Here is a 23,288-nt window from a genome sequence, read left to right as displayed (position 1 = left end):
CAGCGGCTACGGTTCAACGCGTGAACGACACGCACCCCTTCTTCGCCAGACGCATGAGCCGCCACGAGTTGGTCATGCTCGATGTGGCTGCCGGAGTGTGTGCGGCATTCGTCTTCTTCACGGTGACGGTCCATGCCGAGCCGCTGCCGCCGTGGATGCGGCTCGCCCTTCCTGCCGGCCTGGGGCTGCCGCTGGCGCTGCGCAGGCTCTGGCCGGTGCCCGTCTTCTGTTTCACGCTTCTGCTCGCCGTCTACACCGCGCTGGTGGGCGCCGTGGGGCTCGTGTACCTCGCGCCCGCGTACGCCCTGTACATCGTCGCGCTGTCCGACAGACGAGGCCCGGCGATCCCGACATCGGCCATCGGCTTGGTGAGCTTGGTGACCGTCGTGGGCATGACCGTGGCGGGTACACCTCGTGACCGGGCCCCCGACTGGCTCTTGCACCTCGATCAGCCGCTCATGGGTATCGCGGCGCTGGGAGGAGCCTGGACGATCGGGCGGGCCGTACAGGAACGCAGATCCTACGCCGTGCGTGACGCCGAGCGGCTGGCGGCGCAGGCGGTGGCCGAGGAGCGGTTGAGGATCGCTCGGGAGCTGCATGACGTGGTCACGCACAGCGTGGGGCTGATCGCGGTCAAGGCCGGGGTCGCCAATCATGTCATGGCGACCAAACCCGAAGAGGCGCACGACGCCTTGCGCGTGATCGAGACTGCCAGCCGCAGCGCACTGGTCGAGATGCGGCACCTGCTCGGTGTGCTCAGGTCGACGACTGTGCCTGACCGTGTGCCTACACCCGGCCTGGTGGGGCTCCAAGGCCTGGTGGGGCAGGCTCGGATGGCTGGGGTGGAGGTGGAGCTCGATCTTCGCGTGGGGAGCGGTGATGAGAGAGGACCCGGGGCGGCGCCGCAGGAGAGGGAGGCGGGGAGAAGAACGGAGATTCTCCGAGAAGAGGCAGTGCTGAGGTGCGCGGAAGCCTTGCCGTCTGAAGGGGCAGTGCTAGGACAAGCTGAGGCGGTGCGAGAAGGGGCGCCCCCCGTACGTGCGGATGCGACGCGGGGAGGTGTGGCGCCGGGAGGGGCGGAAGCCTTGCGGCGGGCAGGGGCAGAGCCGCCGGGGGACATGCCGCTGGGAGGAGGAACCGCGCGACAAGAAGAGGAAGACGCCTGGGGGCGGCTTCCTGAGGGTGTGGGGTTGGCGGCCTACCGCATCGTGCAGGAGGCGCTCACCAACGTGGTCAAGCATGCTGCGCCTGCTCGCTGCCGTGTGTCCGTCGTGGACGACGGCGAGGAGGTACGGATCGAGGTGGTCGACGACGGGCCGGGGCGGCGTACGTTGCCGGGTGATGGTGCTGGGCACGGTCTGATCGGCATGCGGGAGCGGGTCGTGATGTACGGCGGTGCGTTCGAGGCCGGGAGCCTGCCTGGGCGGGGTTTTCGAGTGTTCGCCAAGTTGCCTTACGAGGAGGTGCCGTGATCCGAGTGGTCATCGCCGATGATCAGGCGTTGCTCAGGGGGAGCTTCAAGGTGCTGGTCGACTCCGAGCCCGATTTGGAGGTGGTGGGAGAGGCGGGGACCGGGGCCGAGGCTGTTGAGGTCGTATTGGAGCGGCGGCCGGATGTGGTGCTCATGGATGTGCGAATGCCCGGCATGGATGGGATAGAGGCCACCCGCCATATCAGGGATATTGCTCGGGTTCTCGTGGTGACGATGTTCGATCTCGATGCCTATGTTTATGATGCGCTTCGGGCCGGAGCAAGTGGATTCTTGTTGAAAGATACTCCGCCTGCCGATCTGCTCGCTGCCATACGAGTGGTCGCTGAAGGAGAGGCGCTGTTGGCGCCCACTGTGACGCGTAGACTGATCGAAGAGTTCACGCGGACCCCCGTTCTGCCTCAGGTGAAGGGGTTGGAGGGCGTCACGGAGCGGGAACGGGAAGTGTTGCTGTTGATTGCGCGCGGACTGTCGAATCGCGAGATCGCTGCGCATCTGCAGGTCAGCATGGCTACGGTGAAGACGCACATCACGCGACTGCTGGCAAAATTGGAGGCCCGGGATCGGGCTCAGCTTGTTATTGTGGCGTATGAGAGTGGGCTGGTTTCGGCTGCCGCGTGATGGCGCTCACTAGTTCAACTTGCTGCCGGTTGACTTTGTGCTAGAGTTTATGTTGAGTTTAGAACGTCTTTGATAGCCAGTCCAAGTGTGCGCCGCCGAACGGGCCTATTCCTTGACCTACTGCGTCGAGTAGCCATTGTGCGGTTTCTTCTGCTTGTGTGACTAATTCGGGTGGATAACGCAGCAAGATCTGATGTTCTGCGAATTCGTCTACATCGTCCAGGATGAGTCGTCCATCTCTCATGCGGATCACGTCTAGGTCGAGGTCGAGCATGGTGACCTCATCGTCTTTCCATTCCGGAATGGTAGTGACGTCGACGTAGATTTCGCTCTTGTGGGGTGGAGTGTTGAAGGATGCTGTCCACCAGGCATCCCGGGGGAACAGCATGATCGCGGTCGTTTCCCACCTGACAGGCGGGCCTTCGCCCTTCCGGGCGACCGTCCCACCGGGGACTTCGACCCAGACGCCGTGCTCGTCCTCACCAAGTAGCCGAGCGGGATGGTTCCAGTGCAATGCGCCGCCGTATTTTCTGAAGACGATTCGCACATCAGTCATATGAATAAACCTATCCATGCTGGATGGTTGTCACACGCAGGGCTGGCGATGGGGGCTGGCCAGGTCGCTGGCGCGGGCTCGTGCGGTGGCTTGCGACCCTTCGGGGTGTGACGAGGCACGAGGTCTGAGGTGGCGGTGCCTGTGGTCGGGGCGATGAGCACGTGTGGCGTTGTGAGTACCTGGTCGGTGCGGCGGTTTGCGGCGGTGCGGTGGTGCGGTGGTGCGGTGGGGTTGGGCTGATGAGTGGGGTGGTGGGCTCGTTGGACCGGTTAGGTGGGCGTGTTGGCGGAGGGAGGGCTCGCCGGTTGGTGGAAGGTGCGTTGAGAGGCTCAGAGGGCCTCACCGGTTGGCTGGATTGGCTTGCGGAGAGCGCGTAGGTATCCGTCGGACCGGTGAGGCGGAGATTGTGAGCGTGGTGGGGCACGGCCCGTTGGGTTCAGGGCCCGTGGCACGGCCCCCGGCTCGTTGGGTTGGGACCCGGGAGCAGGGCTTGCTCAGTTGGGGGCGTTGGGGTCTGCGGCAAGTGGGTTGGGTTCGCGGCGGAGGCGTTGGGCTCGATGGCCAATTAGCCGTGGAGGCGGAGGGCCTTGGTGAGGGCGGCCAGGCGTTGGGGGGAGGCCAGGCCTGGGTGGTAGAGGTGGAATTCCGATGCGCCGGCCTTGGAATAGGTGCTGAGCTGGTCCGCCAGGACGTCCGGGTCGGCGGGACGGGGCGGGAGGGCCAGGACGTAGGCGCCGATTCGCTGGCCAGGGGTCGACAGGTCCTTGAGGCGGGCCAGGCGGGTGGCGTCCGTGGCCGGGTCGCCCCAGCAGTTGGCCACCAGGACGTCTGCTCCCGGCTCGCCCGATGGAAGTGGGGCGAAGGCGCCCGTGGCCCAGGGGTCCGGGTTGGCGTGCAGAGTGATGGGGGTGTTGGCGGCGGTGCTTCTGGCGACGGAGATGAGGCGCTGGCGGAGGGTCGTCGATTGGGCGACGCGGATGGTGCGTACCTCGTCGGCGAGTGAGCCGAGGGCCTCTTCGATGGTGCTGGGGGCGTGGGAAGTGCCCGTGGTGGTGGGCGTCGCGGCGGTGCGGTCTATGGCGGCGCGGACAGCGGCCCTTGTCGGTTCTGGGTAGCGGGGGGTGCAGTTCGTGCAGAAACAGAGGGAGAGGAGGTCGATGTCTGCGGGGGTCCAGTCCGCGCCGGCCGTCTTCTCGTGGACGGTCTGGTGGCCGAAGCCCATGGGGCCGCAGGCCTCCAGGATCAGGCCGTCGGGCTCGCCTACCTCAAGGATCTCCTGGACCAGGCGTTCGCAGTACTCGATGACGTCCTCGTGGGCCGGGCACAGGGCGTAGGGGTACGGGTCGCCGAAGGCGTTGCGTACGACGAGGTCGGGGTTGGCCGAGCCCAGGTGCGAGTTGTGCGTGAGGACGGTCCAGGCGTGCACCTGGAGGCCGACGGCCTTCAGGGCGTCCCTGGCCTGGAGATAGGCATCGGCAGGGGTCCACGTGGGGGAGGCGGGAACCAGGCGAGACCAGGACGACGGGCGGATCGGAAGGTAGAAGGCCGGGTACGGGACGTCGAGGACGCGATGAGCGGGATGGTACGGCGTGGCTGCCCTCGTTGAGTGATACATGGCTGCCAGGGCGACCGTCTGGACGCCGAGGTCTGCCAAGCGGCCGGGGGCTGATGGGTCTCCGACCACGTCCCAGGGGTAGAGGTAGGCGACGTTCATCAACGGGGTCTCCTTGCCGATGGTCATCAGTAGGTCGTCTCGCCGGCATTTACCAGCGAGCTGTCGTGTTGAGGTGTTACCGCAAGTCTCCTGGTCGGTGTTTGCCGGGAGCGCCCAGGGGTGGGCTGATCAGAGGGCTTGCGGGCGAGACTGGTTCGTTTGTGGGGGTGTGGGGTGGGTCGCTGTTCTGAAGTTGGGCGGTGATGGGTGGATGGCTGCAGGTGTTCGTCTGATAGCCCTCCGGCTCGGGGATTCTGCGCTGAGGTTGGCCGGGGGCGCTGCCGGTCATGCAGGTCCTCGCCCGCGGGGCCATCCACGCTGCCGGCCCTTTCACGCTGCCGGCCCTTTCACGCTGCCGGCCCTTTCACGCTGCCGGCCCTTTCACGCTGCCGGCCCTTTCACGCTGCCGGCCCTTTCACGCTGCCGGCCCCTTCACGCTGCCGCCCTTTCACGCTGCCGCCCTTTCACGCCGAGGGGCCAGCCACGCCGCCGACCCTTTCACGCCGTCGCCCCTTTCACGCTGCCGGCCCTTTCACGCCGCGGGGCCAGCCACGCCGAGGGGCCAACCGCGCCGCCGGCCCCTTCACGCCACCGCCCCTTTCACGCCGCCGGGCGAAGTTCCTGGTTGCCGCATTCGGCGGCGGCGTGGATGGGTGGCGTTCACCAGCGGGGTTTGTCCGGTGAGAAGGAGGGGTCGAAGCGTTGCATGTACGACGTGTCATCGCGAGAGCGGATGCCGCACTTCTCGTACTGCTCGTGCATCACTGCCAGGGCGTCCCTGTCCAGCTCCACGCCGAGGCCCGGGGTGGTGGGCACCGGGACGGCGCCGTTCACGAAGCGGAGGGCGCCGGGCAGGACCACGTCCTGGCCGTCCTGCCAGGGGGTGTGCGTGTCGCAGGCGAACGTGAGGTTCGGCGTGGCGGCGGCGAGGTGCGTCATGGCGGCCAGGCTGATTCCGAGGTGGGAGTTGGAGTGCATGGACATGCCCAGGCCGAAGGTGTCGCACATGGCGGCGATGTGCGAAGAGCGTACGAGACCGCCCCAGTAGTGGTGGTCCAGGAGGAGGACGCCGATGGCTCGGGAGGCCATCGCCGGGGGGAAGTGTTCAGGGGTGACCACGCACATGTTGGTGGCGAGCGGCATGGGGACGTCGGCCGCCACCTCTGCCATGCCGTCGATGCCGGATGTCGGGTCCTCGAGGTACTGGAGGATGCCCTCGAGTTCTCTGCCGACGCGGATCGAGGTGGCGATCGACCAGGCGGCGTTCGGGTCGAGGCGGAGCGGCGTGTCCGGGAACGCCTCGTGCAGGGCTCGGATCGCGGCGATCTCCTGGTCGGGCGGGAAGACGCCGCCCTTGAGCTTGACGGACTGGAAGCCGTACTCGTTGATCAGGAGTTTCGCCTGCTCGATGAGGCCGGCCTCGTCGAGTGCGGCGCCGAACCTGTCCGGGTCCTCGCCCGGGTGGCCGGCCCACTTGTAGAAGAGATACGCGCTGTACGGGACCGCGTCCCTGACCTTGCCGCCCAGGAGGTCGGATACCGGGACGCCGGCCGCCTTGCCGCGGATGTCCAGGCAGGCCACCTCGAAGGCGGAGAAGACGCGGTCGATGCTCTTCTCCGTGGTGGCGGCGCCGGTGAGGCCGTGCAGGTCGTGCATCGTTCCGCCGACGAGCGCGGCTATCCGGGCGTACATCGTGTTCAGGGCGTGGACGTCGAGGCCGATCAGGGCCTGGGCGCATTCGCGTACTTTGCCGAGGTGTTCCAGATCGCCGTAGGTCTCACCCAACCCGGTCAGGCCTTCGTCTGTGACGACCTCGACAATGGTACGGAGGGCCCAGGGCTCGTGGACGCCGGCGGCGTTCAGAAGAGGCGGATCCCGGAAGGCGACAGGTGTGACGTGGATCTGCCTGATGATCATCGCATGCCGTCCATATATGTGAACGATAGCCAGATTTGTGGACAAGTAGCCGCAACTGTAAGAATCAGATTGAAGAAGTGTCAAGACTCCGAAGGGCCATTCGATGATCTACGGACACGACCCCAGGACCGGCGAGACCGTGGGCGCCGCCCTGCCCGAGACCGACAGCGCCGGGGTCGACATGATCGTCTCTGCCGCGGCCGCCGCCGGCGCGGCCTGGCGGGCGACCCCGGCCGCCGAGCGAGCCGTCGCGCTGGAAGCCGTTGCCGATGCGCTGAGCGCGCACGTGGACGAGCTGTGGCAGCTCGCCGACCAGGAGACCGCGCTCGGCGAGGTGCGGCTGCGGGGCGAGGTGGCGCGTACGGCGGGGCAGTTCCGGCTCTTCGCCGAGGTGATCAGGGACGGCGGTTACCTGGAAGCCATCATCGATCACGCTGACCCTTCCCTCACGCCGCCGAGGCCGGACGTGCGCCGGATGAAGCATGCGCTGCAGGGTGTCGTGGCCGTGTTCGCGGCCAGCAACTTCCCGTTCGCGTTCTCCGTGGCCGGCGGCGACACCGCCTCCGCGCTCGCGGCCGGCTGCCCCGTGGTCGTGAAGGCGCACCCCGGGCACCCGAACACCTCCGAGCGGGTGGCGAAGATCGTACGGGAGGCGCTGCCCTACCCTGACCTGCTCGGGCTGGTCCAGGGCATGCAGGCCGGTGTCGACCTGGTGCAGCACCCGAGCGTGGTGGCGGCCGGGTTCACCGGGTCCGTGGCCGGCGGCAAGGCGATCCAGAAGCTGATCGACGAGCGGGAGGTGCCGATCCCGTTCTACGGCGAGCTCGGAAGCGTCAACCCCGTCGTCGTGCTGCCGTCCGCGCCGGTGAAGGAGGTGGCGACCGGGTTCGCCGCTTCCCTGACGCTCGGGGTCGGGCAGTTCTGCACCAACCCGGGGCTCATGTTCGTGCCCGAAGGCGACGAGCTGCGCAAGGCTCTCGTGGAGGCCGTCGAGGGGACCGCCGGCGGGCCCATGCTCGCCGAGCGGATCAGGGACGGGTACCTCGGCGGCGTCGAGCGGCTGGGGCAGCTGCAGCTGCTCGCCGAGGGCAAGCCCGGGCAGGGAAGCCTGGCGGTCACGCCCAAGGTGTTCACCGCCGATCTCGAGACGTTCGCGTCGAAGCTGCCGCAGATCGGTGAGGAGTGCTTCGGGCCGGCGTCGATCGTGGTGACGTACCGGGACGTCTCGGACCTGCGGCCGGTGCTCGAGCGGCTCGAAGGGTCGTTGACCGCGACCGTCCACGGCACCGAGCCGGGAGAGGCCGGCGAGGTCGCCGAGGTGCTGGGCAGGAGGGCCGGGCGGCTCATCTGGAACGGGTGGCCGACCGGGGTGGCCGTGTGCTGGGCCATGCATCACGGTGGGCCGTGGCCCGCTGCCACGACGAGCTACACGTCCGTGGGGGCTACGGCGATCGGGCGGTGGCTGGCGCCGACTGCGTACCAGGACTGGCCGGAGGAGCTGCTGCCGGAGGAGCTCAAGGACGCGAACCCGTTGTCCATTCCGCAGAGGGTGGACGGTCGGCTCCAGGCGTGAGCGACTGAACGACGGGTTATCCGAGCCGAGAGGGGGGTCGCCGGCCTGGGGATGCGGTGACACGGTGATGCTGGACGGGTTGACCGGTCGCCGTGGGCCAGGCCGGCGATGCCTTGGGTGAGCGGGCTCGGGATCGTGCCGTGGGTGGATTGAGCGGGCCTGGTCTCCTGCTGTTGGTGGCCATGCGGGTGAATGGAAGGGCATCGTGCAGGGGGCGCGGGGTCTTGGGTGACGTGGCCCGCGCTGGTGCTGATGCCGGCCTGGTGGGGGAGCGCGTGCTGTTGGTGATACCGAGGCTGCACGTGCGCACCGAAGAGGGCCTGGGACGGCGAGCCCGTCCGCGCCGGCGCCGGGAACAGGGGCGCCGCGCTGGACGCCGCGCTGACGGCCTGGCCGGAAAGCCTGAAGAAGGTGGCCGAACCGGCCTGATCCCGCACTCCGGCGGCGCGCCGGCCGCCGGAGTCAGGTGCCGGCGATCTCCAGGCCGGTGCCGATGAGGCGCTCCAGCGTTCGCAGGTGCTCGGGGGCCGGGTCGACCAGCGGCGCGCGGACGCCGCCCACGTCCAGCCCCCGCATGCGTACGGCGGCCTTGACCAGCGACACCGCATAGCCGGGGACGAGGTCGCGCAGCCGCACCAGCGGGAGGTAGAAGTCGGTGAGCAGGCGCTGGGTCAGCACCTCGTCCCCGCCGGTGACCGCCTTGTAGAAGGCGAGGGAGATCTCTGGGGAGAAGGCGAAGACGGCGCTGGAGTACAGGTTCACCCCGAGGCCGCGGTACGCGGGGACGGTCAGCTCGGCGGTGGGCAGGCCGTTGAAGAAGGTGAAGTCCTTGCCGGTGGTGGCGCGGACGGTGAGGATGATGCGTTGCAGGAGGTCGAAGTCGCCCAGGCCGTCCTTGAAGCCCACGACGTTCGGCACCTGGGCGGCCAGCTCGGCCACCGCTTCGGGGGTGAAGCGGGCGGTGCCGCGCTGGTAGACGATGACGGGCAGGCCGCCGGCCTCCGCGACCTCGCGGACGTACTGCACCAGGCCGGAGGCGGGGCCGGTGACCAGGTAGGGAGGCATCACCAGCAGGCCGTCGGCGCCCTCGGCGGCCGCGGCGCGGGCGAGGGCCCTGGCGGTCGGCAGGGGGCCGCCGGCGCCGGCGACGACGGGGACCCGGCCGGCGGTGGCCGTGACCGCGGTCGACACCACCCGGGTGTACTCCTCGGGGTCGAGGGCGTTGAACTCGCCGGTGCCGCACGCGGTGAACACTCCTCCCGCCCCGGCCGCGACCCCCTGCGCGACGTGGCGGGCGAGGGTGGGCTCGGCGAGGCCGCCATCGGGGCCGAACGGGGTGACCGGGAAGAAGAGAACGCCGTCTAGCCGCATCAACGGATCCTTCCTAGCGGATGCCCTCCCTGCGGAGCGTGGCAGCCAGCTTTCGGGTGTGTTTGATGATCGCTTCGGTGATCGGCTCGATGTCGGCCGGGGCGAGTGCCGCCGGCATCGAGCAGCTGATCGCGTCGGTGGCCGGGATGCGGTAGTCGACCGCCACGGCCACGCAGGCCACGCCCGGCGTGCCCTGCTCCCGCTCGTAGGACCAGCCGCGGGTGCGTACCTGGTCCAGCTCGCCTGTCAGCTTGGTGAGGTCGGTGATGGTGTGCTCGGTGAGCGCCGACAGTGGCGCGGGCAGCAGCGCCTCCACCTCGTCGTCGGTGAGCTGGGCGAGCAGGACCTGCCCGAGCGCGGTGACGTGGGCGGGCAGGCGCCGGCCCACCCGGGGGATGATGTGGTCGGCCTCGCGCGACTCCCTGGTGGCCAGGTAGAGCACGTGCGCGCCGTCGCGCCGAGCGAAATGTACGGTCTGCCCGATCTCGTCCCGCAGGTCCTCGAGGCAGTCCTGGGCGAAGGGGAGCGCGGGGTCCTTGTCGAGGTACGCCGTGCCGGTCAGCAACGCGTGCGGCCCGATGCCGAACGCCGACCTGGCCGAGTCGGTCTCCACCCAGTTGAGCTCGACCAGCGTGCGCATGAGGGCGTGCAGGCTGCTGCGGGGGAAGCCGGTCCGTTGCTGGAGCTCCGACAGGGTCAGATGGTCGTGCGACTCGGCGAGCGTCTCCAGGATGCGTACGGTCCGCTCCGCGGACTTGACCAGCGGGGGCTGCTCCATGCTCATCCCATCTCGTATCCTTCGGCGGCTTCGATGATCCAGGATATGGGATACCGTCCAGATACATGGACGCCTAACCCTTGACCGCGCCGCTTGTCAGGCCGCGCATGAACTGCCGCTGGAACGCCAGGAAGGCGATGATCGACGGCAGCAGCGCCAGCAGCGAGGCCGCCAGCAGGACGCCGATGCCGACCTCCTCGTCCGACCGGAGCGAGCGTAGCGCGATGGGCAGCGTCCACATGTCCGACTCCGGGGCGACGATCAAGGGGAGCAGGTACTGGTCCCAGATCATGGTGAACCCGAAGACGCCGATCACGCCGAGGGCCGGGCGGCACAGGGGCACGATGATCGTGGCGAAGATGCGCAGCTCGCCGGCGCCGTCGATGCGGGCCGCCTCCTCCAGCTCGACCGGCACCTCCTTCATGAACTCCGTCATGACGAGGATCGAGAAGCCCCAGGCCCCGACCGGCAGGATCATGCCGGCGTAGGTGCCGATGAGGTTGAGGTGCAGCACCGGCAGGTCGGCCAGGACGAGGGAGAGGGGGATCGCGATGATCTCCTCGGGGAGCATCATCGTGGTGAGCATGAGCAGCATCACGAACGTCATGCCGCGGAACTTCTTGCGGGCCAGCGAGTAGGCCGCGAAGACGCTCACCAGCATCTGCAGCAGGAGGCCGAAGCCCACGACGATGAAGGAGTTGAGCAGGTAGAGGTAGACGTTCTTGTCCTTGGCCTGGACGAAGTTCTCCAGGGTGAACTCGTCCGGCCACAGCGAGAAGGAGGTCGGGTCCAGGGTCTTGTTGAAGGCGCTCATGAGGAGGCCGACCAGGGGACCGGTGAAGACGACCACCATGAGGCCATAAATGATGATTTTTCCGGTGGTCGCCAGCGGGCCGCGCCGTGACTCCAGGCCCAGGGCGCTGTCGAACCTCATGACGCCTGCCTCTTCCGCAGCACCTGCACGATCACCGTGAGCGCCAGCGTGGCCAGGAACAGCACGATGCCGCCCGCCGAAGCCACCCCGAGCTCGTTCTTCTGGAAGCCGAGCTTGTAGATCAACGTCATCAGGACCTCGGACGACCCGTTCGGCCCGCCGTTCGTGAGCACGTACACCTCGACGAACACCCGCAGCCCGCGGATGGCGGCCAGCGTGAACAGGATCCAGAACACCGGCCGCAGCGCCGGCAGCGTGATGTGCCGCAGCCGCCGCCAGGTCGAGGCCCCGTCCACGGCGGCGGCCTCGTACAGGGTGCGATCCACGCCCACCAGCCCGGCAAGGAAGATCATCATGTCGTACGGGGTGCCGCGCCAGATGCTCATCAGCATGATCGACCACAGCGAGGAGTTCTCGCTGGCCAGCCAGGGCTGGGGATCGACGCCGACCCAGCCGATGACGATGTTGAGCATGCCGTTGTCGGCCGGGTGGAACATGATGCGCCACACCTCGGCCACGGCCGCCATCGTGGTGACGACCGGCAGGAAGGCCGCGGTCCTGACGAACCACAGGTAGCGGGCGGGGCCCTCGATGAGCAGCGCCAGGGCGAGGCCGAGCACGATGGAGCCGACCGTGGTGCCCAGGGCCAGCACGATGCTGTGCCAGATGGCGGCGCCGAACTCGGAGTCGGAGATGATCGTCTCGTAGTTCTGGAACCCGACCCACTCGTCACCGAGGAACGTCTGGACCTTGAACAGGCTCTTCCACAACCCGACGAACATCGGGATGAACTTGAAGTACAGGAAGAGCAGCAGCGCTGGCGCCAGGAACAGCCAGGCGATCAGCGGCCCCCGCCACCGCACCGATTTCGGCGGGTGGCCGGGGGACGCCGTCCGGCGCGACGCCGGGGCGAGGGTGGAGGTCATGACGCTTTCTGGCTCTGCAGTTCCTGGGTGAGCTTGGTGTTGAGCTCATCCATCGCCGTCTTGACGTTGGCGGTGCAGTCGGCCCAGACGGCGTTGATGGTGTCGGCGGAGGTCTGGCGGATGGGCGCCCAGTTGGGCACCGGCGGGGCGTAGACGGCGTGCGCGTACGACTCCTGGAACACCTTCCAGCGCGGGTCCTGGCGCTCGGCGGACATGTCCACCGTGGTGTTCACGGGCAGGCGGACGATGGCGCCGTTGGCGTCCTTGTTCATGCCGATCCGCTGGCCTTCCGGCGAGATCGCGTACTCGGCGAACTTCTTCTGCGCGTCCTTGTTCTGCGACCCGGCCATGAGGTAGACGTTCTCGCCCTCGCCGAGCGTGCCGGGACCGCCGGACGGGCCCTTGGGCACGGGCAGGACCTCGATCTTGTCGGCGCCGATGCTGTTGACGAAGCGGGCCAGCACGTACGGACCGACCAGGTAGATGCCGCCCTGGCCCTTCTCGAACACCTCGTGCGTGACGGTCGTGTCGTTGCTGACGGCGCCGGGGTTGACGGTCTTGGTCTTGCAGAACTGGTCCTGCAGGTACTGCACGGCCTCGACGGTCTTGGGGTCGTTGACGGTGGCGGTGTACTTGCCGCCTCCGGCGGCCTTGATGAAGTCGCCGCCGTTGGCGTAGATGAGCGAGGAGGCGTACCAGGAGGCGTAGCCGCGCTTGGTGCCTGCGGGGGCGACGAAGCCGGCGGTGTCCTTCTGGCCGTTGCCGTCGGGGTCCTGCTCGGTGAACGCGACGGCCAGCTTGGACAGGTCCTCCCAGGTGGCGGGCGGCTCCATCTTCACCTTCTCGCGCCAGTCCTTGCGGACGATCAGCGCGAACGCCTGGGCGGAGAACGGCGCGGCGTAGTACTTGCCGTCGCTGCCCGTGGCGGCCTTCCACGCGGTCTCGGCCAGCGCGTCGCCGCCGGCCAGGGAAGCCTTGTCGACTTCCTGGAGCCAGCCCTGCGTCTGCATGTTGCCGAGCTGGGCGGTGTCGTTGATGACGATGTCAGGAAGCTGTTTCTGTGCCGCCTGCTGGTTCAGTTTGGTTTCGAAGTCGTCGAAAAGTGCTACAACTTTCGTCGGCACCCCGCTGGCCTTGGTAAAGGCGTCAGCGAGCTTCTTGGCGGTCTTGGCGGAGTCGGAATCGGGCGCCTGCCTGATCCAGATCTCCAGAGTGTTGTCCGAACTTGATGAATCACCGGAACCGCAGCCTGTCAGTCCAACGGCCAGAGTCGTCATGATCGCGACTCCCAGCAGACGACGTGACATCAGACCGCCTCCTGTTCACATACATGGACGTGAGTCGAAGACTTGGATGTGTGCCTGCGAACGTAACGAGTGGCATGGCTCACGGTCAATATTCAAGGATGTGAAAGTCGCCCAGATTCGTGTACATCATGATGCATGCGCATTCTCATGACAGGGGCCTCGGGAAAGGTCGGGACGCTGCTTCGCCCGCGTCTCGCACAGGAGGGCCGTACGCTGCGGCTCTCCGATATTCATCCGGTCGATCCCGGGCCGGGCGAGGAGTGGGTGACGGCCGATCTGGCCGATCCCGACGCCATGGCCGAGGCGATGAAGGGCGTGGACGCCGTGCTGCACCTCGGCGGCCAGAGCCGGGAACATCCGTGGGCCGACATCGTGCACGCCAACATCAACGGGACCCAGGTGCTGATGGAGGCGGCGTACAAGGAGGGTGTCCAGCACGTCGTGCTCATGGGCAGCCACCACGCGGCCGGCTTCCACACCAGGCCCGAGGGCGGCGCGGACCTGCCCGACTACGCCTTCCCGCGCCCCGACACGTTCTACGGGGTCAGCAAGGTCGTCATGGAGGCGCTCGGCAGCCTCTACCACGACCGGTTCGGCATGGACGTCACCGTCATCCGGCTCGGCACCTGCAACGAGGGCCCGGCCGACACGCGCGGGCTGGCCACGTGGATCTCCGCCGACGACCTGACCCGCCTGGTCGAGGCCGGGCTCGCGGCGACCGGCTACCACGTCGTCTGGGGCGTCTCCGACAGCCCGCGCCGCTGGTGGTCGCTGGAGGAGGCCAAGTCCATCGGGTACGACTCGCGCGACTCCTCCGAGCCCTTCGCCGCCGCCCTCATCGCGGAGCAGGGCGAGCCCGACCTGTCGCAGCCGCTGCACGACCGCGCCGGCGGGGTGTTCACGCTGAACGAACTCGGCGGGAAATGGTGAGCTGAACCCTCGGCAACCGGTTGCAAGAACCTTGACGGCACGACCCCCGAAGGTCAAGGTTTAGTCTGGCAACCGTTTGCAAGGGAGGGCGGCGATGGCGGCGACGATCAAGGACGTGGCGCGCGCCTGCGGCGTGCATGTGTCCACCGTGTCCCGTACCTTCTCCGCACCGCACCTGGTCAATCCTGCCACCAGGAGCCGCGTGCTCGCCGCGGCCGACGATCTCGGCTACCGGCCCAACCGGGCGGCCAGGGCGCTGACCACCGGACGCACGTTCAACATGGGCCTGATCGTGGCCGACATCTCCAACCCGTTCTTCCCGCCCCTCATCAAGGCCGCGCAGGCGCAGGCCAGGGGGCGGGACTACCACGTGTTCGTGGCCGACACCGACGAGGACCCGCGGGTCGAGGAAGAGCTCATCAGGACGCTCACCAAGCAGGTGGACGGCGTCCTGCTGTGCAGCCCGCGCCTGTCGAACAAGATGATCGAGCGGCTGGCGGAGGACGTGCCCTTCGTGGTGGTCAACCGGCGCATCAAGGGCATGCCCGCCGTGCTCATGAACGTCGCACAGGGCGCCAGGCTCGCCCTCGACCACCTGGCAGGGCTCGGCCACCGCAGGATCGCGCTCGTGTCCGGGCCGATCGGCTCGTGGACCAGCAACGAGATGCAGGGCGTGGCCGCCGAGGCGGCGGGGCTCGACCTGGTCTTCTTCGGCCCGAACCAGCCCACGGAGTCAGGCGGCCTGGCCGTGGCCCCCGAGGTGGCCGCCTGCGGCGCGACCGCGGTGCTCGCCTACAACGACCTCGTCGCACTCGGCCTCGTCGAGGGGCTGGCGGCGATGGAGATAGGGGTACCAGACCAGATAAGTGTGATCGGGTTCGACGACATCCTGCCGGGGCGGCTCAACCGGCCCAAGCTGACCACGGTGGCCATGCCGGCCGTGCAGGCGGGGAGGATGGCCGTCGATCTGCTGCTGCAGTCGGGAGGCGAGGGCGCGACAGTGACCCTCGACACCGCCCTCATTGTCCGCGAGTCCACGGGAAGGGCACAGACATGATCTTCGGAACGCTGCCATCGGGCCAGCAGGTCGAGCGCGTAGAGCTGTCGTCAGGACGGCTGCGCGCCGAGGTGCTCACCTACGGCGCCATCATCCGCACGCTGGAGGTGTCCGGGGTCAACGTCGTGCTCGGGCTGGACACGCTCGACGACTACCGCACCCGCAGCCGCTACTTCGGCGCCGTCGTCGGCAGGTACGGCAACCGCATCGCGAACGCCCGCTTCACCCTGGACGGCGTCGAGTTCACCCTGCCGGCCAACAACGGCCCCAACTGCCTGCACGGCGGCGTCGAGGGCTTCGACAGCAAGGTGTGGACGATCGCCGAGCGCACCGGCTCGTCGGTGACGCTCACGCTGACCAGCCCCGACGGCGACCAAGGCTTCCCCGGCGCGCTGACCGCCTCGGTCACCTACACGCTGGCCGACGACGCCCTGCGCATCGACTACACCGCCGAGGCCGACGCGCCGACCGTGGTCAACCTGACCAACCACTCCTACTTCAACCTCAAGGGCGGCGGCGACGTGCTCGACCACGTCGTCCAGATGGACGCCGAGCACTACCTGCCGGTGGACGACGACAAGATCCCCACGGGCGAGCCCGCGCCGGTCAAGGGCACGCCGTTCGACTTCACCGAGCCGCACGCGGTGGGCGAGCGGTACGACGGCGCCTACGACCACTGCTTCGTCCTCGACGGCGGCGCCGTCAAGGTGACGGCGGGCGGGCTGACCATGGAGGTCACCACCACCGAGCCGGGCGTGCAGTTCTACGCCGGTGGCATGCTGGACGGGGTCGCGACGCCGTACGGGCCGTTCGCCGGCCTGTGCCTGGAGACGCAGCACTACCCCGACGCGCCGAACCAGCCGCAGTTCCCCTCCACGGTGCTGCGCCCCGGCGAGCGCCGCACGTCCACCACCACGTACAGGTTCATCTGACCGTCCGCAGCCCGGCGTTGGCCTTGATCACCAGCAGGGCCACGTCGTCCTGCGACGGCTCGGCGGCGAACGTCTCGACGGCGTGCCGTACCCGCTCGGCCACCGCGTGGGCGCTCAGCCCCGTACAGGTGGACAGCAGCTTCGACAGCCCGTCGCCGTCGTCCAGCAGCCGGTCGCCGTCGCGCCGCTCGGTCACGCCGTCGGTGACGCACAGCAGCACCTCCTCCGGCGCCAGCTCGAACGACTCCACGTAGAACCTGGCGCCGGACTCGATGCCGAGCAGCAGTTGCGGCGTGGCCACGGCCTGGACCTCGCCGCCGGGCCGCAGCAGCAGGGGCGGCGGATGGCCGGCCGAGGCGATCGTGCACAGCGCGCCGCCCTGCGGGAGCGGGGTCAGCTCCCCGCACAGCAGGCTGAGGAACCTGCCCTCCTCGCCCTCCTCCAGCAGCGCGTGGTTGAGCCGGTCGAAGATGTCGGCCACGGTGTAGTGCTCCTTGGCCAGCAGGCGGACGGCGTGCCTGGCCAGCCCCGTGACGGCCGCCGCCTCGGGGCCGCTGCCGCACACGTCGCCCAGCGCGAAGCACCAGTGGTCGGCCACCGTGAACAGGTCGTAGAAGTCGCCGCCGACGTCCGCGCCCTCCTCGGCGGGCTCGTAGACCACTGCGGACTCCAGGCCCGGCATGGGCGCCACCCGCATGGGCAGCAGGCTGCGCTGCAGCACCCGGGAGGTGGTGGCCTGCCGGGTGTAGAGCATGGCCGTGTGCAGGTTGAGCGCCACCAGGCGGCACAGGTCCGCCAGCAGGTCGGCCAGCTCCAGCGGCAGCGTCGGCTCGGACCGGCCGATCACCAGCGCGCCGTGCGACCTGCCCTGCGTCAGCAGCGGGAAGGCCAGCACGTTCTCCTGGCCGACCGGCCAGCTCACCTCGGTCAGCGCCGTGCGGGGGATGGCGGGCAGCGACTTGCGCAGGTCGGCGTTGTGGCGCTCCTCGCTGTGCCAGACGTGGGCGAGCCTCGTCATGCCGGCCAGATCGGTCAGGTAGACGGCCGCCCACGTGGCGATCTTGGGCACCACGAGCTGCGCGGTCAGCGCCGCGATCAGCTCCTCGTCGTGCACGCCCGCCAGCAGCTCGCCCGCCTCCGCCAGGAACGACAGCCGCCCCCGGTGCGCCCGGTCCTGCTCGGCCAGCCGCTCGCGCTGCACGGTCACCGCCACCTGGTCGGCGATGTGCTGCAGGCTGACCGTCAGCTCCTGGTCGAACCGGCTCGGCTGGGCGTCGGTGACCACGAGATAGCCCACCACCTCGCCCGCCACGAGCAGCGGCGCGCACGCCAAGGACCTGGCCCGTAGCTGCTGGGCCAGCTCGACGTCGCCGGCCAGCAGATCCTCGATCATCATCGGGGACCTCCTGTCGGCGCCGAACACGCCGGTGGCCAGCACGCCCACCAGCCCCGCCGTCGCGCCCACGCCCGCCGCCACGCCGAACCGGCTGCCGCCCTCCGTGGCCAGCAGCACGTACGCGGCGTCGCCGCCGCTGGACACCTGGACGATCTGCGCGATCGTGGCCAGCAGCTCGGTGAGCGGCATGTCCCGGTCGAGCAGGTCCTTGATGCGCCGGCCCGCCTCCCTGCGCAGCGGCGCCGACGGCGGTGTCAGCACGTAGCGGTGGTCGCTGGAGACCACCATCCAGATCGCCCGGCGCTCGCCCGCGTGCCCGCGTGCGCGCAGCTGGGAGACGTAGACGGGGACGAGCGAGCCGTCGCGGTGCCTCATGCGCGCCTCGCCCCGCCAGCGGCCCAGGCTGAGCGTGTCGGTCAGCGACAGCGCGTACGGGCCGTGGCCGCGCCAGGCCACCAGCTCCTTCAGCGACCGGCCGACGGCCTGCTCGGCCCGCCAGCCGAGGAGCCGCTCCGCCTCGGGGTTCCACGACTCCACGACCCCGTCGAGGTCACAGATCACCACGCCGACGTGCAGGGTCTCCAGGGGCGGCGCGACAGGTCCAGGGACCAGGCAGGGCGGGCACGACACGTGGTCCTGCATGTCGCAGCCCTCGCCCAGCTCCATGCGCACCCAGACGCGCTTGGTGGTCCTGGTGTAGGTGACGCCCCAGGCGTCGGCCAGCATGCCGGCCAGCGCCAGCCCGCGGCCCGAGGTGGGCAGCGAGCCGTCGGCGGGCGCGGGCTCGCCGGTCGGCAGGGCGCGCGTGGGGTGGTGGTCGTCGACCTCGATCTCGAGTTTGGGCGGGCTCGCGTCCATGTCCAGGCGGCAGGTCAGCTCGACGCCGGTGCCGGCGTGCACCACGGCGTTGGTGACGAGTTCGCTGGTCAGCAGCACGGCGTCCTCGGTGAGATGGCTCAGGCGCCATTCGCCGAGCACCTGCCGGACGAACTTGCGCGCGTGCGCCGGTGCATGGGGAGTGCCGTCGAAGGCCGTGCTCGACACCCTGGTCGTGTCCACTCTGCGTCCTAGAACATCACTCGATGTGGCAGTTCGGTCACTCTCAGGGTGGCAGACTGATGCCGTTGATACCTCCAGTTGTGAAGAAGGCCGCCATGGTCGCGCAGTTGGACTCCCCCCACCGTGCTGGATCGCTCCACCCCGCGGAGCTCCGTCCGCTGCTCGTGGCCCTGCAGGGGCTGCGCGACGGCAACTTCCGCAGCAGGCTCGATCCGCCCGACGACCCGTTCCTCGCCGAGCTGGCGATCGTCTTCAACCAGGTCGTCGACCGCAACGAGCACCTGTCGAACGAGCTGACCCGCCTGCGCACCGAGGTCGCCAGGCGGGGGCGGCTCGACGAGCGGCTCGACCCCAGCCCCGGCACGGGCGGCTGGGCGGTCAACGTGGCCGCCGTCAACTCCATCGTCGACGCGCTGGTCATCCCGATGGCCAAGGCCACCAGGGTGCTCAACGCGGTCGCCGACGGCGACCTGTCCAAGCGGGTGGACCTGCAGGAGGACGACCGGCCGCTGCGTGGCGGGCTGCGCCTGATGGGCAAGGCGGTCAACCGCATGGTGGACCAGCTCGCGCTCTTCTCCGGCGAGGTGACCAGGGTGGCGCGCGAGGTCGGCACCGAGGGGCGGCTCGGCGGGCGGGCCAAGGTGCAGGGCATGTCGGGCAGCTGGCGCGACGTGACCGAGGCGGTCAACGCCATGGCCGGGCGGCTGACCGCGCAGGTACGCGACATCGCGGTCGTCACCACCGCCGTGGCCAGGGGCGACCTGACCAGGCAGGTGACGGTCGAGGCCACCGGCGAGCTGCTGGAGCTGAAGCTGACGGTCAACACCATGGTGGACCAGCTCTCGTCGTTCGCCAGCGAGGTGACCCGGGTGGCGCGCGAGGTCGGCACCGAGGGCCAGCTCGGCGGCCGGGCCGAGGTCAAGGGTGTGCTCGGCACCTGGAAGGACCTGACCGACAACGTCAACTTCATGGCCTCCAACCTCACCACCCAGGTGCGCTCGATCGCCCAGGTGACGACCGCGGTGGCCAACGGCGACCTGTCCAAGAAGATCACCGTGGACGCGCGCGGGGAGATCCTGCAGCTCAAGGACACCATCAACACGATGGTGGGCCAGCTCTCGGCGTTCGCCGACGAGGTGACGCGGGTGGCGCGCGAGGTGGGTACGGAGGGGCGGCTGGGTGGCCAGGCGCAGGTGCGGGGGGTGTCGGGGGTGTGGAAGGACCTGACCGACAACGTGAACTTCATGGCCTCCAACCTCACCGAGCAGGTACGCGACATCGCCCAGGTCGCCACCGCCGTCGCCCAGGGAGACCTCAGCCGCAAGATCAGCGTGGACGTCAAGGGCGAGATCCTGCAGCTCAAGGACACCGTCAACACGATGGTGGGCCAGCTCTCGGCGTTCGCCGACGAGGTGACGCGGGTGGCGCGCGAGGTGGGTACGGAGGGGCGGCTGGGTGGTCAGGCGCAGGTGCGGGGGGTGTCGGGGGTGTGGAAGGACCTGACCGACAACGTGAACTTCATGGCCTCCAACCTCACCAGCCAGGTGCGCTCGATCGCCATGGTCACCACCGCCATCGCCAACGGCGACCTGTCCAAGAAGATCACCGTGGACGCGCGCGGGGAGATCCTGCAGCTCAAGGACACCATCAACACCACCGTGGACAAGCTGTCCGCGTTCGCCGACGAGGTGACCAGGGTCGCCCGTGAGGTGGGCACGGAGGGGCGGCTGGGTGGCCAGGCGCAGGTGCGGGGTGCGTCGGGGGTGTGGAAGGACCTGACCGACAACGTGAACTTCATGGCCTCCAACCTCACCAGCCAGGTCCGCAACATCGCCCAGGTCGCCACCGCCGTGGCCAACGGCGACCTGTCCAAGAAGATCGACGTGGACGCCCGGGGCGAGATCCTGGAGCTCAAGACCACGATCAACACCATGGTCGACACGCTCTCGTCGTTCTCCTCCGAGGTGACCAGGGTGGCCCGCGAGGTCGGCTCGGAGGGCAGGCTGGGCGGCCAGGCCGAGGTCGAGGGCGTCTACGGCACCTGGGAGCGCCTCACCAAGAACGTCAACCAGCTCGCGGGCAACCTCACCACCCAGGTGCGCGCCATCGCCGAGGTCGCCAGCGCCGTCGCCCAGGGCGACCTGAGCCGGGCCATCAGCGTCGAGGCCAAGGGCGAGGTGGCCGAGCTGAAGAACAACGTCAACCTCATGGTGGCCAACCTGCGCGAGACCACCCGCGCCAAGGACTGGCTGGAGAGCAACCTGGCCCGCATCGCCGGGCTCATGCAGGGCCACCGCAACCTCGTCGAGGTCGCCGACCTGATCCTGCGCGAGCTGACGCCGCTGGTCAGCGCCCAGTACGGCGCCTTCTTCCTGGCCGACGCCGACTCGGTCGACGGCTCGCTGGCCTACATCGCCGGCTACGGCGCCGCCCACGACGTGCTGCCCGGCCCCGCCACCCCGGGGCCGGGCCTGATCAGGCAGGCCGCGCTGGAGCGCAAGCGCATCCTGCTGGAGGACGTGCCGCCCGGCTACATCACCGTGCACTCGGGGCTGGGCGAGGCCGCGCCCGCCAGCGTGGTGGTGCTGCCCATCGTCTTCGAGGACAAGGTGCTGGGCGTGATCGAGCTGGCCTCGTTCAGCCGGTTCAGCGACGTGCACCTGGCCTTCTTCGACCAGTTCGTGGTCACCATCGGCGTGGCGATCAACACCATCATCGCCAACGCCCGCACCGAGGCGCTGCTGTCGGAGTCGCAGCGCCTGGCGCAGCAGCTCCAGGGCCGCTCCGACGAGCTGCAGCGCCAGCAGGCCGAGCTGCGCAAGTCCAATGCCGCGCTGGAGGAGAAGGCCCACCTGCTGGCCACCTCCTCCCGCTACAAGTCGGAGTTCCTGGCCAACATGTCGCACGAGCTGCGCACGCCGCTCAACAGCCTGCTCATCCTGGCCAGGCTGCTGGCCGACAACCCCGAGGGGAACCTGTCGGAGCAGGAGGTCGAGTTCGCCAGCACGATCCACAACGCGGGCAGCGACCTGCTCCAGCTCATCAACGACATCCTCGACCTGTCCAAGATCGAGGCCGGGCGGATGGACGTCCGCCCGGAGAAGCTGCCGCTGAGCAAGCTGCTCGACTACGTCGATGCCACCTTCCGCCCGCTCACCGTGGACCGGGGGCTGACGTTCGAGATCGAGGTCGCCCCCGGCACGCCCCGCGAGCTGTTCAACGACGAGCGCAGGCTCCAGCAGATCCTGCGCAACCTGCTGTCGAACGCGGTCAAGTTCACCTCCGTGGGCGAGGTGCGCCTGACGGTCTCCGTCGCCGAGGACAGGCCCGACCCCGACGGCCGGCCGATGCTCTGCTTCGCGGTGCACGACACCGGCATCGGCATCGCGGCCGACAAGCTCCCGGTCATCTTCGGCGCCTTCCAGCAGGCCGACGGCACCACCAGCCGCAAGTACGGCGGCACCGGCCTGGGCCTGTCGATCAGCAGCGAGATCGCCCGCCTGCTCGGCGGCGAGATCCACGCCATCAGCACCCCCGGCCAGGGCAGCACGTTCACCCTGTACGTGCCGGGCGGATGCGCCGCCAGCGGCCCTGAGCAGCCGCCGCCCGAGCCCGCCGAGCCCAGCACGCCGCCGCCCGGCTGGCAGGCCGACGGCGAAGACCCGTGGCACTCCTCCTCCAAGCTGAGCAGGCTCAGGCAGGGCCCGCTCGGCGCGGCGTTGGCGGGCCGGCGGGTGCTCATCGTGGACGACGACATCCGCAACGTCTACGCCCTGACCCACGTGCTCGGCCGGCTCGGCATGGAGATCGTCTACGCCGAGAACGGCAGGGAGGGCCTCGAGGCGCTGGAGCGGGAGGAGGACATCGCGCTGGTCCTCATGGACGTGATGATGCCCGAGATGGATGGCTACGAGACCCTCGTCGCCGTCCGGCAGCTGCCGCGCTTCGCCGACCTGCCGATCATCGCGCTCACGGCCAAGGCGATGCCGGGGGACCGAGAGAAGACGATCTCCTGCGGCGCGTCCGACTACGTGCCCAAACCCGTGGACCTCGACCAGCTCCTGGAGGTGATGCGCGGGTGGCTCGCGGGCGAACGGAAGGGGGACGGATGAACCGACAGGTCAAGATCCTGCTGGTGGACGACAACGACGAGAGCCTGGTCGCGCTGGAGGCGGTGCTGCGGCCGCTGCAGCAGCTGCTGTTCAAGGCCAGGTCGGGGCCGGAGGCGATGAAGCTGATGCTGCGCCACGACTTCGCGGTCGTCCTGCTCGACGTGCTCATGCCCGGCATGGACGGCTTCGAGACCGCCACCCACATCAAGCGGCTCGACCAGACCCGCGACGTGCCGATCATCTTCCTGACGGGCACCGAGCCCAACTCGGGCGCGGCCTTCCGCGGGTACGCGGTGGGCGCCGTCGACTATCTCACCAAGCCGTTCGACCCGTGGGTGCTGCGCTCGAAGGTGGCGGTGTTCATGGAGCTGTTCAGGAAGAGCGCGGTGCTGATGGAGCAGGCGGCGCTGCTGGCCCAGCTCGTCAGCGACAACGAGGCCCTGTCCGGGTTCGCGCGGCGGCTGGGGGCGGTCGAGGCGCGCCTGGACGGGCTGTCGGAGGGCGCCGCCGGGGACGAGGGGGTGCGGGAGGCGGTCAAGGACCTGACCGACCGGGTGGCGGCCATGCAGACCGCCTTCGAGGCGGTCTCGACGGTCCGCGCCAGGGAATGACCCTC

General features: G+C 69.1%; 17 protein-coding genes. 8 read left to right on the top strand and 9 right to left on the bottom strand.

The window, feature by feature from the left end; translation table 11 throughout:
• The first annotated feature begins 20 nt into the window (after positions 1–20).
• Together ACBJ32_RS25395 and ACBJ32_RS25390 are read left to right on the top strand one after the other, a co-directional pair.
• Positions 21–1,472, top strand: coding sequence for a sensor histidine kinase (locus tag ACBJ32_RS25395; protein ID WP_375128806.1), 1,452 nt, complete (start codon positions 21–23; stop codon positions 1,470–1,472).
• On the top strand, positions 1,469–2,110 hold the full coding sequence (locus ACBJ32_RS25390) for a response regulator (protein ID WP_375128805.1): 642 nt from the start codon (positions 1,469–1,471) through the stop codon (positions 2,108–2,110). Before ACBJ32_RS25395 ends, ACBJ32_RS25390 begins: the two co-directional genes overlap by 4 nt.
• Positions 2,111–2,168: 58 nt before the next feature.
• Here ACBJ32_RS25390 and ACBJ32_RS25385 read toward each other — a convergent pair whose 3' ends face one another.
• The 3 genes from ACBJ32_RS25385 to ACBJ32_RS25375 all read right to left on the bottom strand — a co-directional run bounded on the left by ACBJ32_RS25385 (position 2,169) and on the right by ACBJ32_RS25375 (position 6,297).
• The gene (locus ACBJ32_RS25385; protein ID WP_375128804.1) at positions 2,169–2,666 is read right to left on the bottom strand and encodes a DUF402 domain-containing protein; all 498 of its coding nucleotides are present in this window, start codon (positions 2,664–2,666) and stop codon (positions 2,169–2,171) included.
• Positions 2,667–3,231: 565 nt separating this feature from the next.
• Complete coding sequence (locus ACBJ32_RS25380) at positions 3,232–4,407, bottom strand: hypothetical protein (protein WP_375128803.1); 1,176 nt, start codon at positions 4,405–4,407, stop codon at positions 3,232–3,234.
• A gap of 633 nt (positions 4,408–5,040) precedes the next feature.
• Positions 5,041–6,297 carry a glucarate dehydratase family protein gene (locus ACBJ32_RS25375; protein ID WP_357870281.1) on the bottom strand — a complete coding sequence of 419 codons (1,257 nt, stop codon included), beginning with the start codon at positions 6,295–6,297 and terminating at the stop codon, positions 5,041–5,043.
• 103 nt (positions 6,298–6,400) lie between these two features.
• Between ACBJ32_RS25375 and ACBJ32_RS25370 the strand changes: the two genes are divergently transcribed.
• Positions 6,401–7,870, top strand: coding sequence for an aldehyde dehydrogenase (NADP(+)) (locus ACBJ32_RS25370; RefSeq protein ID WP_375128801.1), 1,470 nt, complete (start codon positions 6,401–6,403; stop codon positions 7,868–7,870).
• A 462-nt stretch (positions 7,871–8,332) separates the two neighbouring features.
• On the opposite strand, the gene ACBJ32_RS25365 is transcribed toward ACBJ32_RS25370, so the two are convergent.
• The 5 genes from ACBJ32_RS25365 to ACBJ32_RS25345 all read right to left on the bottom strand — a co-directional run bounded on the left by ACBJ32_RS25365 (position 8,333) and on the right by ACBJ32_RS25345 (position 13,186).
• Positions 8,333–9,241 carry a 5-dehydro-4-deoxyglucarate dehydratase gene (locus tag ACBJ32_RS25365; protein WP_375128799.1) on the bottom strand — a complete coding sequence of 303 codons (909 nt, stop codon included), beginning with the start codon at positions 9,239–9,241 and terminating at the stop codon, positions 8,333–8,335.
• 13 nt (positions 9,242–9,254) lie between these two features.
• Entirely contained in the window at positions 9,255–10,025 is a 771-nt protein-coding gene (locus ACBJ32_RS25360; protein WP_375128798.1) for an IclR family transcriptional regulator, read from the bottom strand.
• 67 nt (positions 10,026–10,092) lie between these two features.
• Complete coding sequence (locus ACBJ32_RS25355) at positions 10,093–10,953, bottom strand: carbohydrate ABC transporter permease (protein WP_357870293.1); 861 nt, start codon at positions 10,951–10,953, stop codon at positions 10,093–10,095.
• Entirely contained in the window at positions 10,950–11,879 is a 930-nt protein-coding gene (locus tag ACBJ32_RS25350; RefSeq protein WP_357870295.1) for a sugar ABC transporter permease, read from the bottom strand. Before ACBJ32_RS25350 ends, ACBJ32_RS25355 begins: the two co-directional genes overlap by 4 nt.
• Positions 11,876–13,186 carry an extracellular solute-binding protein gene (locus ACBJ32_RS25345; protein WP_375128797.1) on the bottom strand — a complete coding sequence of 437 codons (1,311 nt, stop codon included), beginning with the start codon at positions 13,184–13,186 and terminating at the stop codon, positions 11,876–11,878. The genes ACBJ32_RS25350 and ACBJ32_RS25345 overlap by 4 nt, the downstream gene beginning before the upstream one ends.
• A gap of 135 nt (positions 13,187–13,321) precedes the next feature.
• Here ACBJ32_RS25345 and ACBJ32_RS25340 point away from each other — a divergent pair, with 135 nt between their 5' ends.
• From ACBJ32_RS25340 to ACBJ32_RS25330, 3 genes are all read left to right on the top strand, one after another.
• The gene (locus ACBJ32_RS25340) at positions 13,322–14,116 is read left to right on the top strand and encodes an NAD-dependent epimerase/dehydratase family protein (protein WP_375128796.1); all 795 of its coding nucleotides are present in this window, start codon (positions 13,322–13,324) and stop codon (positions 14,114–14,116) included.
• 94 nt (positions 14,117–14,210) lie between these two features.
• Positions 14,211–15,173 carry a LacI family DNA-binding transcriptional regulator gene (locus ACBJ32_RS25335; protein WP_357870303.1) on the top strand — a complete coding sequence of 321 codons (963 nt, stop codon included), beginning with the start codon at positions 14,211–14,213 and terminating at the stop codon, positions 15,171–15,173.
• Positions 15,170–16,105, top strand: coding sequence for an aldose epimerase family protein (locus ACBJ32_RS25330; protein WP_357870305.1), 936 nt, complete (start codon positions 15,170–15,172; stop codon positions 16,103–16,105). Before ACBJ32_RS25335 ends, ACBJ32_RS25330 begins: the two co-directional genes overlap by 4 nt.
• On the opposite strand, the gene ACBJ32_RS25325 is transcribed toward ACBJ32_RS25330, so the two are convergent.
• Positions 16,098–18,560 carry a SpoIIE family protein phosphatase gene (locus tag ACBJ32_RS25325; protein WP_375128795.1) on the bottom strand — a complete coding sequence of 821 codons (2,463 nt, stop codon included), beginning with the start codon at positions 18,558–18,560 and terminating at the stop codon, positions 16,098–16,100. The genes ACBJ32_RS25330 and ACBJ32_RS25325 overlap by 8 nt on opposite strands.
• Before the next feature lie 95 nt (positions 18,561–18,655).
• On the opposite strand from ACBJ32_RS25325, the gene ACBJ32_RS25320 reads away from it, so the two are divergent.
• Complete coding sequence (locus ACBJ32_RS25320) at positions 18,656–22,672, top strand: HAMP domain-containing protein (RefSeq protein WP_375128794.1); 4,017 nt, start codon at positions 18,656–18,658, stop codon at positions 22,670–22,672.
• Positions 22,669–23,283 (top strand): response regulator, encoded by a 615-nt coding sequence (locus ACBJ32_RS25315; RefSeq protein ID WP_357870311.1) that lies wholly within the window; start codon positions 22,669–22,671, stop codon positions 23,281–23,283. The genes ACBJ32_RS25320 and ACBJ32_RS25315 overlap by 4 nt, the downstream gene beginning before the upstream one ends.
• Positions 23,284–23,288: the final 5 nt, after the last annotated feature.

Origin of the sequence: Nonomuraea sp. GTA35 (assembly GCF_041950525.1) — a bacterium.
Lineage (GTDB): Bacteria > Actinomycetota > Actinomycetes > Streptosporangiales > Streptosporangiaceae > Nonomuraea.
This window is presented reverse-complemented; position numbering and strand designations above follow the sequence as displayed.

What these genes read in the sequence shown, in the direction of transcription:
- ACBJ32_RS25385 (WP_375128804.1), bottom strand. Translation starts at nt 2,666, where the DNA reads ATGACTGATGTGCGAATCGTCTTCAGAAAATACGGCGGCGCATTGCAC.
- ACBJ32_RS25380 (WP_375128803.1), bottom strand. Translation starts at nt 4,407, where the DNA reads ATGACCATCGGCAAGGAGACCCCGTTGATGAACGTCGCCTACCTCTAC.
- ACBJ32_RS25375 (WP_357870281.1), bottom strand. Translation starts at nt 6,297, where the DNA reads ATGATCATCAGGCAGATCCACGTCACACCTGTCGCCTTCCGGGATCCG.
- ACBJ32_RS25370 (WP_375128801.1), top strand. Translation starts at nt 6,401, where the DNA reads ATGATCTACGGACACGACCCCAGGACCGGCGAGACCGTGGGCGCCGCC.
- ACBJ32_RS25365 (WP_375128799.1), bottom strand. Translation starts at nt 9,241, where the DNA reads ATGCGGCTAGACGGCGTTCTCTTCTTCCCGGTCACCCCGTTCGGCCCC.
- ACBJ32_RS25360 (WP_375128798.1), bottom strand. Translation starts at nt 10,025, where the DNA reads ATGAGCATGGAGCAGCCCCCGCTGGTCAAGTCCGCGGAGCGGACCGTA.
- ACBJ32_RS25355 (WP_357870293.1), bottom strand. Translation starts at nt 10,953, where the DNA reads ATGAGGTTCGACAGCGCCCTGGGCCTGGAGTCACGGCGCGGCCCGCTG.
- ACBJ32_RS25350 (WP_357870295.1), bottom strand. Translation starts at nt 11,879, where the DNA reads ATGACCTCCACCCTCGCCCCGGCGTCGCGCCGGACGGCGTCCCCCGGC.
- ACBJ32_RS25345 (WP_375128797.1), bottom strand. Translation starts at nt 13,186, where the DNA reads ATGTCACGTCGTCTGCTGGGAGTCGCGATCATGACGACTCTGGCCGTT.
- ACBJ32_RS25340 (WP_375128796.1), top strand. Translation starts at nt 13,322, where the DNA reads ATGCGCATTCTCATGACAGGGGCCTCGGGAAAGGTCGGGACGCTGCTT.
- ACBJ32_RS25335 (WP_357870303.1), top strand. Translation starts at nt 14,211, where the DNA reads ATGGCGGCGACGATCAAGGACGTGGCGCGCGCCTGCGGCGTGCATGTG.
- ACBJ32_RS25330 (WP_357870305.1), top strand. Translation starts at nt 15,170, where the DNA reads ATGATCTTCGGAACGCTGCCATCGGGCCAGCAGGTCGAGCGCGTAGAG.
- ACBJ32_RS25320 (WP_375128794.1), top strand. Translation starts at nt 18,656, where the DNA reads ATGGTCGCGCAGTTGGACTCCCCCCACCGTGCTGGATCGCTCCACCCC.
- ACBJ32_RS25315 (WP_357870311.1), top strand. Translation starts at nt 22,669, where the DNA reads ATGAACCGACAGGTCAAGATCCTGCTGGTGGACGACAACGACGAGAGC.